This window comes from Spirochaetota bacterium (assembly GCA_004297825.1).
GTDB lineage: Bacteria > Spirochaetota > UBA4802 > UBA4802 > UBA5368 > FW300-bin19.
The window spans coordinates 15,536-32,480 of the sequence record SCSX01000058.1 but is presented as its reverse complement, the minus strand read 5'-3'; the positions used below and the strand labels follow the sequence as shown (position 1 = coordinate 32,480).

The 16,945-nt window shown below is 59.1% G+C and carries 10 protein-coding genes; 5 read left to right on the top strand and 5 right to left on the bottom strand.

What is annotated here, in order from left to right; all coding sequences use genetic code 11:
- The first annotated feature begins 17 nt into the window (after positions 1–17).
- Positions 18–1,973, top strand: coding sequence for an ATP-binding cassette domain-containing protein (locus tag EPN93_11585; GenBank protein TAL34767.1), 1,956 nt, complete (start codon positions 18–20; stop codon positions 1,971–1,973).
- A gap of 32 nt (positions 1,974–2,005) precedes the next feature.
- Here EPN93_11585 and EPN93_11580 read toward each other — a convergent pair whose 3' ends face one another.
- Positions 2,006–2,908, bottom strand: a complete 903-nt coding sequence (locus tag EPN93_11580) for a hypothetical protein (GenBank protein ID TAL34766.1) — start codon at positions 2,906–2,908, stop codon at positions 2,006–2,008.
- Positions 2,909–3,632: 724 nt separating this feature from the next.
- Here EPN93_11580 and EPN93_11575 point away from each other — a divergent pair.
- The 3 genes from EPN93_11575 to EPN93_11565 all read left to right on the top strand — a co-directional run bounded on the left by EPN93_11575 (position 3,633) and on the right by EPN93_11565 (position 7,755).
- Positions 3,633–4,850, top strand: a complete 1,218-nt coding sequence (locus tag EPN93_11575; protein TAL34765.1) for an aromatic hydrocarbon degradation protein — start codon at positions 3,633–3,635, stop codon at positions 4,848–4,850.
- A gap of 189 nt (positions 4,851–5,039) precedes the next feature.
- Entirely contained in the window at positions 5,040–6,611 is a 1,572-nt protein-coding gene (locus tag EPN93_11570; GenBank protein ID TAL34764.1) for a sulfatase, read from the top strand.
- A 1-nt stretch (position 6,612) separates the two neighbouring features.
- Positions 6,613–7,755, top strand: coding sequence for an anaerobic sulfatase maturase (locus EPN93_11565; GenBank protein ID TAL34763.1), 1,143 nt, complete (start codon positions 6,613–6,615; stop codon positions 7,753–7,755).
- A 44-nt stretch (positions 7,756–7,799) separates the two neighbouring features.
- On the opposite strand, the gene EPN93_11560 is transcribed toward EPN93_11565, so the two are convergent.
- The 4 genes from EPN93_11560 to EPN93_11545 all read right to left on the bottom strand — a co-directional run bounded on the left by EPN93_11560 (position 7,800) and on the right by EPN93_11545 (position 12,768).
- Positions 7,800–8,963 carry a peptidase M19 gene (locus EPN93_11560; GenBank protein ID TAL34762.1) on the bottom strand — a complete coding sequence of 388 codons (1,164 nt, stop codon included), beginning with the start codon at positions 8,961–8,963 and terminating at the stop codon, positions 7,800–7,802.
- 240 nt (positions 8,964–9,203) lie between these two features.
- A complete protein-coding gene (locus EPN93_11555) occupies positions 9,204–10,097 on the bottom strand; it encodes a carboxymuconolactone decarboxylase family protein (protein ID TAL34761.1) in 894 nt (297 codons plus the stop codon).
- A 118-nt stretch (positions 10,098–10,215) separates the two neighbouring features.
- A complete protein-coding gene (locus EPN93_11550) occupies positions 10,216–11,313 on the bottom strand; it encodes a hypothetical protein (protein TAL34760.1) in 1,098 nt (365 codons plus the stop codon).
- A gap of 180 nt (positions 11,314–11,493) precedes the next feature.
- The gene (locus tag EPN93_11545) at positions 11,494–12,768 is read right to left on the bottom strand and encodes a hypothetical protein (protein ID TAL34759.1); all 1,275 of its coding nucleotides are present in this window, start codon (positions 12,766–12,768) and stop codon (positions 11,494–11,496) included.
- 191 nt (positions 12,769–12,959) lie between these two features.
- On the opposite strand from EPN93_11545, the gene EPN93_11540 reads away from it, so the two are divergent.
- Complete coding sequence (locus EPN93_11540) at positions 12,960–16,907, top strand: hypothetical protein (protein ID TAL34758.1); 3,948 nt, start codon at positions 12,960–12,962, stop codon at positions 16,905–16,907.
- Positions 16,908–16,945: the final 38 nt, after the last annotated feature.

Sequence of the window (16,945 nt, the reverse complement as noted above, 5' to 3'; positions counted from 1 at the left end):
AACTCAAGGATGAGTACATGATCGAACTGAAAAACATTTCCAAGACCTACCACACCGGCAAGGTCGAGGTGCGCGCGTTGCGCGGCATCACGCTCGGGATCGCGCGGGGCGAGTTCGTCGCGATCATGGGCGCGTCCGGGTCGGGGAAGTCGACGCTGCTTTCCATCCTGGGCTTCCTGGACAAGCCCGACTCGGGCGGATACCGCTTCATGGGAAGGGACGTCACGGGCCTGTCCGACGACGAGCTCTCGGCGCTGCGAAACCGCGTCGCGGGCTTTGTCTTCCAGCAGTTCCACCTGCTCCCCCGCATGACGGCGCTCGGTAACGCAGAGCTTCCCCTGGTCTACGCCGGAAAGCGCCACCTGAAAGAGTCGGCCGAGCGCACAATCGCGGCCGTGGGCCTCGCGCACCGCGCGGACCATTACCCTTCCGAAATGTCCGGGGGCGAGCAGCAGCGTGTGGCGATCGCGCGCTCCATGGTGAACGACCCGCTCATTATCTTCGCGGACGAACCCACGGGCAACCTCGATTCCGCGAGCGAGGGCGAGATCATGGGCATCCTCGCGCGCCTGCACGAGGAGGGAAGGACCATCATCATGGTCACCCACAACGACGAGGTCGCGCGGTACGCCCAGCGCGTCATCCGGTTCCGCGACGGGGTGGTGATCTCGGATACGCGGCGCGCGGGGAAGGGAAAGGGCCGGCCTGCCCGGGGCAACGTGGACGAAGGCCCTGCGGCCGGCCACAAGCGCTTCGCGCGGGCCGAGTTCCTGGACTACCTGAAGCAGGCGCTGGATTCCATAATTACCCACAAGCTGCGTTCGCTTCTTTCCATGCTGGGAATCCTGATAGGCGTCGCGGCGGTCATTTCCATGCTTGCGCTGGGCGCCGGGGCAAGCGAGTCAATAACGAAAAGCCTTTCCGCGCTCGGTTCCAACCTGCTCACCGTCATGCCCGGCGCGTTCCGCCAGGGGGGCGTCGCGCTGGAGGCGGGCACCGTGACGCGCTTCACGCTCCAGGATGTGAAGTCCCTCGCCCAGCTTCCCGAGGCGAGGCGCGCCTCGCCCGCCGTGCAGGGGAGGGTACAGCTGGTCGCCGCCGGGAAAAACTGGAATTCCATGGTCCAGGGCGTGGGGGTGGAATATGAATCCATGAGGGCCGCGTCGCCGGTGGCGGGGAGGTTTTTCACGGAGGAAGAGCTGCGCAGCAGGAAGAAGGTGGCGCTCGTGGGCTCGACGGTCATAAAGAATCTTTTCGAGGGGGCGGACCCGATCGGCCAGGCGATGAAAATAAACCGGGTCAATTTTACGATCATCGGGATCCTTCCGCCGCGCGGCGCGTCGTTCTTCAGGGACCAGGATGACCTCGTGATCGTCCCCGTCACCACGGGCATGTACCGGCTCCTGGGCAAGGAGTACGTCGATTCGATCGACGTGGAGGTGCGCGACGGGGTCGATATGGACACGGCGACGGAGGCGCTCCGCGATCATATCATAAAGACGCGCCACCTCGCCGCGGAGAAGGAGGATTCGTTCCAGATCCGCGACATGACCCAGATCCGCGAGGCGCTCTCGAGCACCACGCGCACGATGAGCTTTCTCCTGGGCGCGGTCGCCGCGATCTCGCTCCTCGTGGGCGGGATCGGGATCATGAACATCATGCTCGTATCGGTCAAGGAGCGGACCAGGGAGATCGGTCTCAGGAAGGCGATCGGTGCGCGGGGGCGGGACGTGCTCGTGCAGTTCCTGATCGAATCGGCGCTCATGTCGCTCGCGGGCGGCGTCGCGGGAATCGTCACCGGGGTCGCGGTCTCCGTGCTCCTCTCGGGGATGGCGGGCTGGGCGGTAAAGGTGACGCCCTACTCGGTCGTCCTCTCGTCGGTCTTCTCGATGATGGTGGGCGTGTGCTTCGGACTGTGGCCCGCCGTGATCGCCTCGCGCCTGAATCCCATAGAGGCGCTCAGGTACGAATGACCAACGTCACGGGGGCCGATACTACTGTTCGGCTAAAAAACGTACAGCACGCTCACGAAGCCGCCCAGCAGGTAGTCGCTCATCCATGAATCCGGGGCGAACGTCTGCCCGCCCATTTCCGGCTTGTCGATAAACTTATTCATCATCCACTGAAAGCGGATGCCTACTGATGCGATCACATGCTCGCCTATCTTCGAGCCCACGGACGGTTCCACGTTGAGGCCAAGATGCTGCATCTTGTAGTGCTGGGTCGCATCCATAGGGACAGCAGTGGCAAAATCGACGGCGCCCACCTCATAGGTCTTCCAATGGCTGCTGAGCTCTATGGTGCTTCTCATATATAGTATGGAAACATTTGCAGCGAAGAAGAATCCCTCGGTGAGCGCGACCGAATAACCCATCCCGAGCGCTGGTCCGTATGCCGGTACCGTGAAGATCGCCTCACCTGTTATCACATAATCATTTGTTATTGAACCAACGGGATCATCCGCCATCATCGTCGCGGTATAGGTCATCTTCGTGCGCTGGTATTTGACGCCCCCGAACACCTTGAAGCTCCCGGAGAGCTGATAGCTCAGCACCGAATCGACATCGATCCGATTGACGCTCATGAAGTTGGAACCGGTCGAGTAAAACGTGCTCCCCCCGAAGGTCTTCCTGTCGCCATTATCGTCCCACTGGGTGCGCTGGCTGCCAAACAGCCCCGTCACCGAGAAGGCAAATGATTCTCCCAGCGTTGCACTGAACACCGGTCCGTAAAGGTTTCCCTCGCCGGATTTGATATACTCGAGCCCGCTGCCGTCCATCTCCTTGAAATAGGGCGACCAGTAGAAATTGCCCGCCTTCGCGCCAAGCATGACGGTTCCGGCAAAGGATGGTGCTGCGATACCAAGGGCTACTACACACACGGCAAGAATTGATGGAACCTTTTTCATGAATGCCTCCGGGAATGCTGTAATTGCGCCCACAACCGCCGGTTTCGCGCTGCAAGTGAGGGAGAGGATGACAGGCGTGCATTTAACCACGGCCGTTCATTTTGAATAAAAAGAGCATTTTTTGAAAAAATGGTCAATCAAATTTCAACATTCAACAATTGTGAAATTCAGGGCAGCTCGCATCCCCCGGGTGCGGGTTAGTATCGGAACTGATAAATCCTTGAGATTTTGTTTGGAAGGGGCGCGTTTCCCGGGATTGGAGATGGGGGCGCGAGCGGCGGTTGAAGCGCGCTCTGCGATGGCAAAATTATTAAACAGTTGAATCGCAGTTATTAATTAATTGGTTAAATTATAATTTTAAAAAATGTTAAAAAACATAGTTGACAAGTTTAAGGAGTTTAATACTTTCTTAAATTATAAGCAACGCTGATCTATGCAAAACGAGGTTCGGTTCATGGATTCAGTCGATTTCTCAGGCATTCCTTCCATTAAATTGCAGCAGGTTAATCAAGCAATGAGTAACGGTGCCCGGTGTGAACGTACACGGGGTACAATGAGCGCCATCAATCCTCTCTATTCAGCACCACAACCAAGAGTCCGCCGTTTCTCGTCATCATGCTTCACGTCACATTCCCTGACAATGAACATGGTTTACACATAAAACTGTACAGCTGCGCCCGGTATCAAATTTAAGTCCAAATAACAATATGTTTCAGGAGGGTTTATGAGAAATAAAGGTGCGTTGTTGCTCGCGGCGGCCGCCTTCGTTTTCTTCTCATCGGATGTGTTTGCCACCAATGGGATGAGAATGATAGGATTTGGCCCCGTGCAGCGATCGATGGGGGGCGCAAGCGTGGGCATAGGGCTCGACGCGGCGTCGATACTTACCAACCCGGCGGGTATGAGCGACCTGGGAGGAAGGATCGATTTCGGGGCTTCTTATTTCGCGCCGTCCGTGGAGTACAAGGCGGTTGGTGCGGGCCCTGGTATGGTAGCGAATGACGGAGAGACGTTCGAATCCGACAGGGGAGCGTCTCCCGTCCCCGCGTTCGGGCTTATCATTCCCGCCACCGACCAGGTTAACTTCGGGATCGGGGCATACGGAATCGCGGGCATGGGCGTGGATTATGCGATGAACCTGTATTCGAACGTAACCTACTCATCCTATTCGCAGATGCGATTCGCCCCCGGGGCCTCGTACAAGATCAACGATATGATTTCCGTCGGGGCCGTGTTGAACTTAATGTACGCGACCATGGAATATTATGCAGGTCCGCCGGAAGGTTCTCCCGGTGGCCAGCGGGCGCATATGGGCGCTTCGGCGTTCGGGTATGGAGCGACTGTCGGCGTGAAGGTCACGCCCGTGAAGATGCTCACCCTGGGTGTCGCCTACGAAAGCAAGAGCATGTTCCAGGATTTCGTATTCAACACCGGCGCGGGCGTCGACAAGCTCGAATTCAACCAGCCTTCCAGCGCGACGGTCGGCCTGGGGATCATGCCCATCGAAGGACTCGTGATAGGTTTCGACCTCCAGTGGATTCGCTGGTCCGAGACCAACGGCAAGAATCAGCCGAAGTACACGGAAAACAGCAGCGCGGCGTCGGCCTGGAATCTCAACTGGGACGACCAGCTCGTGTACAAGTTCGGAATCCAGTACGTAGTTATTCCCATGCTCACGGTCCGGGCCGGGTACAACTATGGCAAGATGCCGCTGGACAGCACGAGGGCGTTCGAGAACATAGCCTTTCCCGCGATCGCCGAGCAGCATTTCACGGCGGGGGTCGGTATCGGGGTCGGCGAGAAATTCACGCTGAATATCGGCGGGATGTATTCACCCGAGGCCAGCCTGAAGGGCGCGAACGCGGCCGGTCAGGGAATCACTTCGTATGAGACGAAGATGTCCCAGTATTCCCTGGATGTCGGGCTTGCGTATAAGTTTTAACTCATGAATTCAGGGGGTGTCTTGCCGTACAGGCAGGCCCCCCCTGAAAGTTTTTCCCGTCGACCTATCCACTTATAACAGTAATACGTTTTGCCACCCGCTCGTATTCACTCGCTTGAGACACTGAGACACGCCATTTATTGATTGATCGGAACATGCCCGCATGATAGCATACCGAACGAGCTGCACATGGAGATTATCATGCCCCGATCGTCCCTTTCCCGCAGAAAACTCATCCTCCTCGCGGGAGGCGCCGCGGCCGCGCTTGCTGTCGGTTACCTGGGGGCGAGAAAGCTCCTTGACGGTGCGGGGCGCTACGCGAGCGACCTGGCCGCGAGGACCAGGGGACTGGGCCAGATCAAAAAACTTCCCGGCTTTGTCGGCGAAAGACCAAACGTCGTCCTTATACTGTGCGACGACCTTGGGCAGGGGGACGCGGGCGCGTACGGGAACAGGACGCTCCGCACGCCCAACATCGATTCCCTCGCGCGCGAGGGGGTGCGCTTCACGGATTTCTACGCCTCGGCCTCGCTGTGCACGCCCTCCCGGGCGGGCCTCCTCACGGGCCGTTATGCGATACGAAGCGACCTCATATTCCCGGTGCAGTCCGGGCGCCAGCCCTTCATCGGGCGCGTGCTCCAGTCGGTCGCGCGCTGGCTGGGAAGGCGCGGCGCGTTCGACATGACCAGGGCGAGCTTCGTGGACGGCCTTCCCGACGGCGAGATCACCGTCGCCGATGCGCTCAGGACCGCGGGCTACCGCACCATGGCGATCGGCAAATGGCACCTGGGCGATTTCCACGTGGAGCCCCGGTACCATCCGCTCCGTCACGGCTTCGACGAGTTTTTCGGAACCCCCAACACGAACGACGAGCTGCCGAACCCCTTGTATCGGAACGAGACCATGCTCGAGGATGACATAGGCCTGGACCAGGCACGGCTTACCGGCATGTCGACGAAAGAGGCGGTCGGCTTCATCGAGCGCTCGGGCGCCGCGCAGCCTTTTTTCCTGTACCTTGCGTACCACGCGCCGCATCTCCCGCTCTACGCGTCCGCGCGCTTCAAGGATAAATCGAAGGCGGGCATCTACGGCGACGTGGTCGAGGAGCTCGACTGGGGCGTGGGGGAGGTTTTAAAATCCCTGAGGGACAAGGGCATCGAGCGCACCACGCTCGTCATCTTCACCAGCGACAACGGCCCCTGGTACAACGGGCGTCCCGCGGCGGAGCGCCGCGGCCGCAAGGGACAGAGCTTCGAGGGCGGCTTCAAGGCGCCGCTCATCGCACGCTGGCCGGGGCATATTCCTGCCGGGAGCGTGTGCGCGCACGCGGCGATGAATATCGACTTTTTCCCGACGCTCCTCTCGCTCGCGGGACTGGGGATTCCGGGGGACAGGATCGTCGACGGGAAGAATATCGCGGGCCTGCTCACCGGGAAGGAAGGGAAGACGCCGCACGATGCGTTCTTTTTTTACCATCACGAACAGTTGGAGGGCGTGCGCGCGGGCGACTGGAAATATCTGCACCGCGTGAACCATTATGAATGGCCCATCCCGCTCGACAAGCCCACGACATTCCTGGGCATGGCGGCGCAGGACCGGTTCCTCGGGAGCTGGCCCAACCTCTACAACATCGCGACCGACGAAGGCGAAAATTACGACCTCGCCTCGCGGCACCCCGAGGTGTGCGCAAGACTCGAAAAGATCATGACGGCATGGGAGTCCGATATCGCGGAGAACCCGGGCGGATGGACCGGGAAGTAAAATGACGCCGCGGCCCGTAACCGATGTGCTCGTCAAGCCCGCGGGCCCCGACTGCAACCTCGCGTGCGACTACTGCTTTTACAGCGGCAAGGAAGCGTTCTTCCCCGGCGCGAAGACGCGGATGAGCGGCGAGGTCCTCGAGGCGCTGATGCGCCAGCTCATGGGCCAGCCCGTTCCACAGATATCAATGGGCTGGCAGGGCGGCGAGCCCACGCTCATGGGCCTCCCGTTTTTCGAGAAGGCCGTCGGTTACATGAAGCGCTTCGGCGACGGGAAGGCCGTTTCGAACGGGCTGCAGACCAACGGCATGCTCATCGACAAATCCTGGGCGCGCTTCTTTAAAAAATATTCATTCCTCGTGGGCCTGTCCATCGACGGGCCGGAGCACGTGCACGACCATTACCGGAAAAACCACGGCGGGCTGGGATCGTGGCGAAAGGTGAGCGACGCGGCGCGGCTCATGCTTGACGCGGGCGTGGAGGTGAACGCGCTCACCGTCGTGAACGATTACTCCCAGCGCTTTCCGGAAGAGATATATTCCTTCCACAAATCGCTCGGTCTCCCGTTCATGCAGTTCATTCCCTGCGTGGAACCCGATGCGTGGGACCCCGGAAAGGCGGCGCCCTTCTCCGCCGGGGGCGAAGGCTATGGAAACTTCCTCTGCAAAATCTTCGACCTCTGGCTCGCCGATTTCTCGGACGGAAAACCGACAACGTCGATCCGTTTCTTCGAATCGCTCCTGTTCAGGTACGCGGGCTTTCCCGCGCCGGAGTGTACGCTCCAGGAGGAGTGCGGGGGCTATGTCGTGGTCGAGCACAACGGCGACGTCTACGCGTGCGATTTCTTCGTGGAACCAGCGTGGAGACTCGGCAACCTTCTCGATACGCCGCTCACCGATCTGCTGAATTCAGACAGGCAGCGGGAATTCGGGGCCATGAAGCGGGACCTGCACGCCGATTGTCTCCCGTGCGCGTGGAAGGAGCTCTGCCGCGGCGGGTGCACCAAGGACAGGCTTCGCGATTCCCCGGACGGCGGGCTCAACCATTTCTGCGCTGCGTTCAGGATATTTTTCCCGCACGCGGATCCGCACCTGCGCCGCTTGGCCGATGAATGGACCCAGGCGCATGGCGCCCCGAAACCGTAGAGACGTACGGGCCGCACGTCTCTACGGTTTCGGGGACCGTTGGATCAGGGAAGCCATTTCCTGTAAAACGCGATCTGGTTCCCGCCCATGATCTTCCCGATCTCCGTATCGGAAAACCCCTCTTTCATGAGCGCCTCCGTGAGGAGCGCCATGCCCGAAGACTCGAAGGGCATGGGCACGCTGCCGTCGGAATCGGAACCCAGTCCGACATGATCGATCCCCGCGACTTTCACGGCGTACCTGATCGCGCGTACCGTCGCGTCCAGGCTCGTGATCGGGCCGACCGCCTCCTCCCAGAAACCGATCCCGATAAGCCCTCCCTTCGCGGATATGCGCCGTAACTGGTCATCGGAAAGATTGCGGTTATTGTTGACCGTTCCTTTTACGCCGGTATGCGAGACTATGGGCGGACGCGTCGAAAGCGCGAGCACGTCATCGATCGTCTTTGAAGAGGAATGCGCAAGGTCTATGATCATTTTCTTTTGATCGGCGATCCGGAGCATTTCCTTTCCCTTTTCGGTGAGCCCGCCTTTGGTCATGCCGTGCATGGAGCCCGCCATCTCGTTGTCGAAGAAATGGGTAAGTCCCACGACCCGGTAGCCCGCGTCAAAGATGGCCGCGATGTTCCCCGGATCGCCTTCCAGTACCTGCGTTCCCTCGATTCCCAGCACCCCGGCGACGATGTCCGTTTCGCGTGCGCGGCGCTCCAGGAATTTTGCGAGCCCATCCGCGCTCGTAATCACGGAAAGCCTTCCCCCTGAATCCCGGGCGAGGTCGTTCAGCTTGCGTGCCTGGTAAAGGGCGCGTGCCTTAAGGCTGAACCACGCGGAGACCGGCCAGAGTTCGGCGACGGCCAAGATGGTGATATTGTCGGTGGAGCCGTCGTTGTGGTCGATGTTCATCCCCCGGGGGGTCTTCGTGACGGCCATGAAGTTCTGGAGCGCGATATTGCCTTCCTGCATACGCGGCACGTCGATATAACCGCGGGTGTTTCGCACCAGGAGGTTGCGGTTCCACATGAGGGAATCGTTGTGCATGTCGGCGACCAGTATCCGCTTGTGAAGCCCCGCGGCGGCCGGGGAGACCTTGTAGGGCCCCTTCGTGTAGCCATAGTTCCATTTACCGTCCAGATCGGCGGGAAGATAAATGAAGAACACGAGAATGAACAGCGCGATCACCACGCCCAGGCCGATAAGCACTTTTCGCATATTGTTTCCTCCAGGTTCAGATTTTTCAGGTGTGACAGGCCGCCCCAAACGCACCGATACCGCGCGGTCAATGCATGGTTGAATGAGTGCAACGGGGAAGACGGATGCCTCCAAGACTATATTCCGCGGCGGGATCGCTGTCAAACAATATAACGGTCACCGCATGCTTTCCGGTTGGCAGGCGAAAGCAGCGGGGCGCCGATGCGTGCGGTCCCGCCGGGGACTTTCCGCCACGCGTCGTTATTTCCCGGTTCCCCTCCGGGGGAACACCTCGCAGTACACGCCGATCGCGTCCATGCACGCGGGCCATCCGGCGTACCCGTGCATCTGGAAGATTACCTCCTCCATCTCGCCCCTCGTGGCGCCGATACGCTCGGCGGCCGGAAGCAATGCGCGGAGGATGCGCGCATTTCCCGTGACGGTACATGAGGCAACCAGGATGAGCGCGCGTGTCCGGTCGTCCAGGCGCGGGCGCGCGAATACGCGGCCGAAGATCGATGCTACCAGGAAGTCCGCGGAGGCCGGGTGGAAAATCCGCACGCCGTCCACAAGCCCCGTGAAGGCGTCGCCGAAAAGGGCGCGTCCCCGGTGCAGGCCGGTCTCCTCGACCTTTCCCTCGTGCGCGTGGTAGGGGTCGGTTTCGGGCGCGATCTTGAGCCCGGTCAGGGTTTCGTTGAAGGCCTTGAATGCGTTGATGGTCCGCGGAATTCCCGCGGTGAATATAGTGATCAGGAGCGCCTCGCGGATATCCTGTTGCGACCAACCCAGGTTGAGCGAACCCCTGAAATAGACCGTCATTTCGGGGGCCAGGCCCATGGACGCCAGCGCGCAGAGGGTGCACAACTGCCGCGTCTTCGTGTCGAGCGCGGATCGCGCGTAGGTCTCGCCGAAAAAAGAAACGATGTGCTCGGTCAGGCCCGGGTCGTAGGAATCGATAAGGCCCTTGAGCAGGCCTCCGTAGCCCTCTCCCCAGATGGATTCCGCGACCCGTTCGCCGGGGCGCAGTGCTTCCTGTTTTTCCGTCATGATGTCCCTCCCGCTCCGCTCAGGAATGGCTCTTCGTATGCAGGGGTCGGTATGCAAGGCAATGATGCGAGCCGTAGTTCGAAATAATGATACGGTCCGGAAGGCCATATGTCAAGTGCGCCGTGCTACCATCGGAATCCTACGGAATGGGAGATGTGGGGATTGAAGAGATGGAAGCATGATCTCGACAATCTGTAACGCATAACGCGTATCGGCGGAAGCGCGCTCAGGGCTGCCCGGCGATCTCGGCGATTCCGCCTATGTCCATGATGAGAAACCGCGCGGGGTCGAGCCCGCGCTTCACGATCTCACGGCGCAGGTCGAGCGCGGGGTAGCCCGGCGGCTCCTCTCCCAGGTGAAACGTTCCCCACTGGGTCGGGATAAAATATCGGGCCCCCAGATCCGTAAAGGCGTCCAGGGATTCGCGCACGTCCATGTGGGCGTAATGCATAAACCACCGCGGGTTGTACGCGGTCGTGGGCATGAGCGCGTAGTCGATCCCCGGGAACCTGCGGCCGATCTCGCGGAAGCCGATATAGTATCCGCTGTCGCCCGCGAAGTACACCGTCCTGTGTCCCGCGCGGATGAGGAAGCTCCCCCAGAGCGCCTTGTTGCGGCCTTCAAGGATTCGCCGCGACCAGTGCTGCGCGGGGATGCAGGTCACCGCGGCGCCGCCCGCGCTTTTCGTCTCCTCCCACCAGTCGAGCTCGGCCACCTCGCTCCACCCCGCGTCCCGGATTATCGCGCCGATCCCCCGCGGCACGAAAAAGCGCGTTCCCTGCGGAAGCGCCTTGATGCTCGGCATGTCGAGGTGGTCGTAGTGATTGTGCGAGATCACGACGTTGAGCGGGGCCCCCAGGTTCGCGAGGTCCGCAAGCGAAAGCGCCGGCGGCGTGACGCGCACGGGAAGGATGATGCGGTCTGAAAAAACGGGATCGGTGATCCAGTATTCACCGTTCAGGCGCATGAGGAAGGTGGCGTGCCCCACCCAGAGGATGAAGTCGCTGCCGTTAAGCGACGCGATCCGTTCCGGGGCGCCGGGTATTACCGCGGGAAGGTAGCCGCGCTCCTCGTCGGTGTACGGCGCTTTTTTCCCGAAGAGCCTCCACACGAGAAACTGGAAGAAGCCCCGGTCCTCCATTTCCATCCACGGGTTGAAATATTCGCCGTCCGCGAAATGAGGCGACGTGAGCGTCGCGGGGTCCTCGGCCTCGACGCGGGCGCGCCATTCCTTTTCCTCGAAGGACGCGCCGCCGGAGGCGCATCCGACAAAAACCAACACCGCGATCACGACCGCTGCACGGATGATCATGGGAACCTCCATGGAAGTGGAACAAATTCAATATATCAATTAACCGGAATTCTACACGCCCGGCAACCCGAAATCGAAAAATTGCGCCTGGCCGCTCTTGTCAAACGGAAGGGGAGAAGTGGAGATGGAAGAGATGGGGGGGATAAAAGAAGTTAAGCAGGGGGGCGCGCATGACACTGGCGCTGATTTCTCCTACCGCGGCCTTTTTTCCAGAACATCCTTTAATGGCCTGGTTTTGATCTCCTCTTCGACGATCAGGTCAAGAACATCTTCCCGCACCGGGTATGCATATTTTTTCCCATTAATATAAATCGATGGTGTCGAGCGTATTCCATAGTTAGCCGCTTCGGATACATGGAACGCCAGCAGCGTTTCAAGCGCGGGATCGCCCATGTCCCGGTCGAACGCGTTCAAGTCAAGCGAAGCCGCCGTGGCGATGTCGCGCGCCCCGGCGTATGCCCTGCCGGAAAATGCCGCATCGTAATATTCCCTGAATCTCCCCTGCCGCGACGCCGCGAACGAGCCCAGTGCTATCTCGCAGGCGCCTGGATGTATCCGGGTTTTTATCGACGGGTTGCATGCGCTGTCGAGGGGAAGGTTGAAGAAGGTGAGCCTCACCTTCCCCTGCCGGGAGCTCGCGTACTTCTCGAGCAGAAGGCCGGAACGCGCGCACGCGGGGCAGAGAAAGTCCGAGAACTCCACGATTTCGACGGGGGCGTCCGTATTCCCGGAAACGGGTAACGGTACGGCGCCGAATTTAACCGCGCGGCCGTGAAACACCGATGCCGCCGCCGAGACCGGGTTGCCGATCCCCCGCCCCGCGGAAGATCCCGGCCCGCCGATAAGGTATTCAAAGGACAGGGTCATTCCCAGAGAGACGATGACGACGGCGGCGATCACGATGATCCGATTCAGCCTGTTCGAGGAGAATACGCCTTTAATAATGTTAATTTCTTTCCATGCAAAATCAGCCGGATTGCCGCTCTCCTTTCCGAAAAGACGGTAATAAACGACCAGCGAGGACCATGAGCAAAAGTACGTCACCACGCAAAGCGTGCAGATCCCATGGATAACGCCAATACTCACTACGAGCAGGAACACTGCGGCAATGGATCCAATCGAGGTGAACGCGAAGAACAGTGCCCTTGGTCCGGGCCAGGCGGTCTCGTCCCGCACCGCTACGAAGAGCGCGAGGATCATAATCAAGGTAAAATAGAATATCCCCGCGCCCGCGAGAGGGAATCCCCCTATCGACGAATACCGCGATTCCGATACCCTTGCACAACTTATGTATCCCGTGTCGGGGCCGCATAGGCTTTCCGAAGCTATGCTGAGCGATTGGGCTAAAGGGCCGTGCCCGGTTCCGGTACGCGTATGATGGTGTGAAAGGAGCATGAGCGAAGAAACCAGGCCGATACACGCGATGCCGGTCAATGCGGAGGTCAGTGCTCTTCGTCTATCGATCATGCTATGTCCCCTTAGAATAAATTATCCCATTATGTTCATATTAATTTACACTGTTGTGAAGCAATTTCCGAACAAAATTCAAGTTTTATCTGAAAATATTATAAGTCGCAGTATGCTATAGGGGGCTAGGGAACCGGTGAGTGAATGTCAACGGATATTTGAATAGATGGGCGAATGACTGATCACATTCCATGATTCGATCCCATTGTTCAAGGAGAAAGGGAATGAGGTTAAGTTCAAAACAATTCATTTCTACGATAGGCGCGATTATCATCGCTTCTCTCGCGGTTAACACGGCATGCGGTGGCGGGGGCGGAGGGGGAGGCAAGGGCGGAAAGACCCTGCGCCGGATCGAAGTCACCCCTGTGAATACGTCACTCGCCAACGGCACCAACCAGCAGCTCGTCGTAAATGCGATTTATTCTGACAACACGATGCCGGAGATTACCGCCGAGGTCATGTGGGAGGTGGATAATCCCGATAACGCGTATGTAACGGCGACCGGCGAGTTCCGCTCCATCAGGAAAACCGATCCCCAGACCGTAACGGTAACGGCGACCTACCTTGCCAAGACGGCGGCCGCAACCATAACAATCACCGATAAGGAAGTCGTCAGCATTGAGATAAGCCCGCTTACGAAGACGATCCCGGCCGGTACCGATCTCCAGTTACGGGCAATAGCCATCTTCACCGATAAAACGACCCAGGATATTACGACATCCGCCGAATGGTCCGACGAGGCTTTGGCGAGCTTTGCGTCGGTCAATAATGACGCAAATAAAGGCAAAGTGCACGGAGATGCGGAAGGGGCCGAGCAGATTACCGCAGTGTATGGAGGCAAATCCGCCGGAGCGGCGATTACCGTCTCTACAGCAACGCTTTCCGCGCTCATTGTTTCACCCGTCAACAAGACAATCGCGCTTGGTACAAAGCTGAAATATACCGCTACAGCGTATTTCTCGGATAACACCAGGATGGATGTCACCAGCGTGGCGACATGGACGCTCCCGGTTGACGGTACCGGCGGCGCGACCGTTGTCGAAGGGAATTTTGCCACCACCATAGCCGATCCCGTCTGCATCGCGGGAACAGTATCCGTTAAGGCTGAATATACCGCCGGGGTTTTAAAAGCGGCGACCACCGGTCTTGAGGTTTCAAACGCGGCTCTTGAGTCAATCCAGATCACGCCTGACAATCCCATATCATACGGGACATCTCAGCAGTTCACCGCAACGGGGTATTATACCGGGGGAGCGACCCAGGACATTACATCAGCCGTGGAATGGTCTTCGGGGAACGCGGGCATCGCGACAATCAGCAATGCCGCGGGACAGAACGGCCTGGCGACATCAGTCGGGCCCGGTACCACGAATATTACCGCCGTGTTCGGCCTGGTGGAGGCGACGACCTCGCTCGAGGTCAAGCTGACCACCCTGCAGTCCATCGCCGTCGTCCCGGCGGGAACTTCCGAGAATATCGGCACCGTGAAACAGTTCAGGGCAAACGGGACTTATTCCGACGGCACGGTGCAGGAATTGACCACCCAGGTAATCTGGAGAAGCGGCGATAACACGATCGCCCAGGTAAGCAACGCCAAGGGTTCGAAGGGCGTCGTCACCGCGATCGCCAGTGGAACGGCCGCCATATCGGCATCCCGGGATTACGTGCAGGGCTCGACCGGCTTTGCCGTGAACATTCCGGAAACGGCAAAGCCCGGCGTCAATCCTGTGGCGGCATTGCTTTCGGGCAACAGGGTGCTCGTCCGGTTCTCGGAATCCATGGATATCGTCACCGCCACGGAGCCGGCCAATTACATCATCGCGGAAAACGTCACGGGCGGTTGCGGCGATGATACCAACTTCAATGCGGGCGACCAGACGGCTGATTTTGCGATAAGCTCGGTTTCGGCGCAATCCCTGACAGAGTTCATCATCCAGCTTAATGCCGGTACACAGGCTAAGACGTACAAAGTGGTCGTCAGCAAGGCGCTCAAGGACCTGGCGGGCAACACCCTGGACTGTGAAAACCTGGCGACCTTCCAGGGTCTCGATACCGTGCCGCCGTACCTGCTGGGAGCGATCAACAACACCCCGCAGACCCTCATCGTGCGTTTCTCGGAAGATATGACGCAGGGAGGAACGACCGACTCGGCCGATAACAAGGACAATTATACGCTGACGAAGACCTCGGGGAACACCGACGTTCCGTCCATTTCCTCCGTGGATAAAATTAATGATTATACGTTCCAGCTGAACCTGGATACGTCTACGTACCCGATCGAGTCGGTGCAGTACAGGATCGCTGTCGCGCCGACAGTCACCGACAAGGCGATCCCGACAGCGAACCAACTGGCCGAGCCCCTGACCCTCACGTTTCTGGGAAATGAACAGCTGAAGGTGGTGCTCGCGGAAGCGGAATCGAAAACATCGGTTGTACTGACCTTCAACAAGCCGGTCCACGCGCTGTCGGCGGCGTGCGCCACCAACAGCGACTGTGCTAAGCTTTACAAGATACTTCCCTCGCTCGGCGACATCACCCTGGCCACGGTTCACGAAAACAGGGTCACGGTGACGCACCAGGATGAGCAGGACGGCGGCAACTACAGCATCATTTGCGCGAACGGCTTGAGCGGGGACCAGTTCGATAACGCCGCGGGCGAAAGCATCAAGTTTAAAACATCCACGAATCCGGATCCGGAAACGTTCCAGAATCTCCAGGCGGCGCCCAGGGACCGCGCTTCATTCACCGGCATGGGCACGCCCATCACCACCCCGGGAGACGGCGCGCAATTCGAGGATCCGTTCGGAGACCTGACGGCCACCGGCTTCAGCTTCGTCTACAACGGGAAGGTATACGTCGGGCCGAACGCGGGCAACGCCGCACTCGTCCGGTTCGATCCCAACGGGAGGAACCTCATCCAGGTGAATTTCGACACGCGGTCCTGGAACGGTTCGACCCTTCAATGGGATTATTATACTCCCGATGCCAACCGCTATGACTTCGGTCATGAGACCGCCGATGTAAACGGGGGACCGGACCTGGTGGATGGTGTAGGATATTTCACCGCCGTCACTATCAACAGCCTCCAATACTTAGTCGCGGGCGTTCAGGAGATTTCAGGGGCAAACCCCAAGCTGAACCAGCTCTTCCTTTCGAAGCAATACGGTACGACGCTTGAATTTTTCAGGTGCGGTCTGACGGCGCCCGCCAACGTGAGCAGCACCTCGGCGGTGTACGGTTATGGCGGCAAGCTCTACGTCGGCATGGCCTCGTCCGCATCGGCCCAGAAGCCGGGGTTCAACGTGATCGCGGTTACCGATGAAAGCTACGGTGAAAGCTGTGGTACGGCGCTCGCGTTCGGGAAAGATTTGCCGGGTATCAAGGGATCGGGCACGGCAAGGACCGTAATCGGTATCGATGTAATCACATCGATACACGACGGGTCCAATGATTACCTGGTGGTCGCGAACAGCAATGCGTTCGACATCGCGTTGATCGACACCGTGAACGGTTACCCGGATGGTGCCGGTGATTTTACGAACGTCCAGACATCGTTATGGAACAGGTCGGGGACCACGAATACAAGGGTGTACAACAAAATTACCACGTTGCAGCCATGGGAACGGGGTATCCCGGCGGTGGTGCAATACGATGGCACCGTGTACGTGGCGAGGAATCGCTGCACCCTCGCGTCAGCCTCGGACACCGCCCTCTGCTCAACGGCGCTTACCCCGGAGCTCTGGAAGGGGACCTACAGCGGCGACCCGACAGTGTCCGCCAACTGGATATGGACCCAGGTGTTCGACGCGGCTTCGTTTAATGCGTCAATAGACGCGATAAGTCTCCTGATGGTGAGCGGGGGAAGGCTCTACATCGGGATGGATTCGGCTTCGCAGGGGGCGCACCTTGTCTATGCCGACCTTGCTGCCGGTTCGCCGGGCGCCGCGGGTGATTTCACGCAACTGGGACGGGCGGACAATCCGGCCTGCGGATTCGGCGACAGCAAGGCATTCGGAAAGGATTGCAGCGCCCATAGGTTTTTCTCGGGCGCACACGTGGAATACTCCGGGAGTCATTACCTGTACATGTCGGCCGGAAACGGAACTGGTTCCCTGAGGGTCTTCAAGCAGGTGGATTGATGCTTTTTTGTCAAAGCGCTCTTTAGAGCGAATACAGA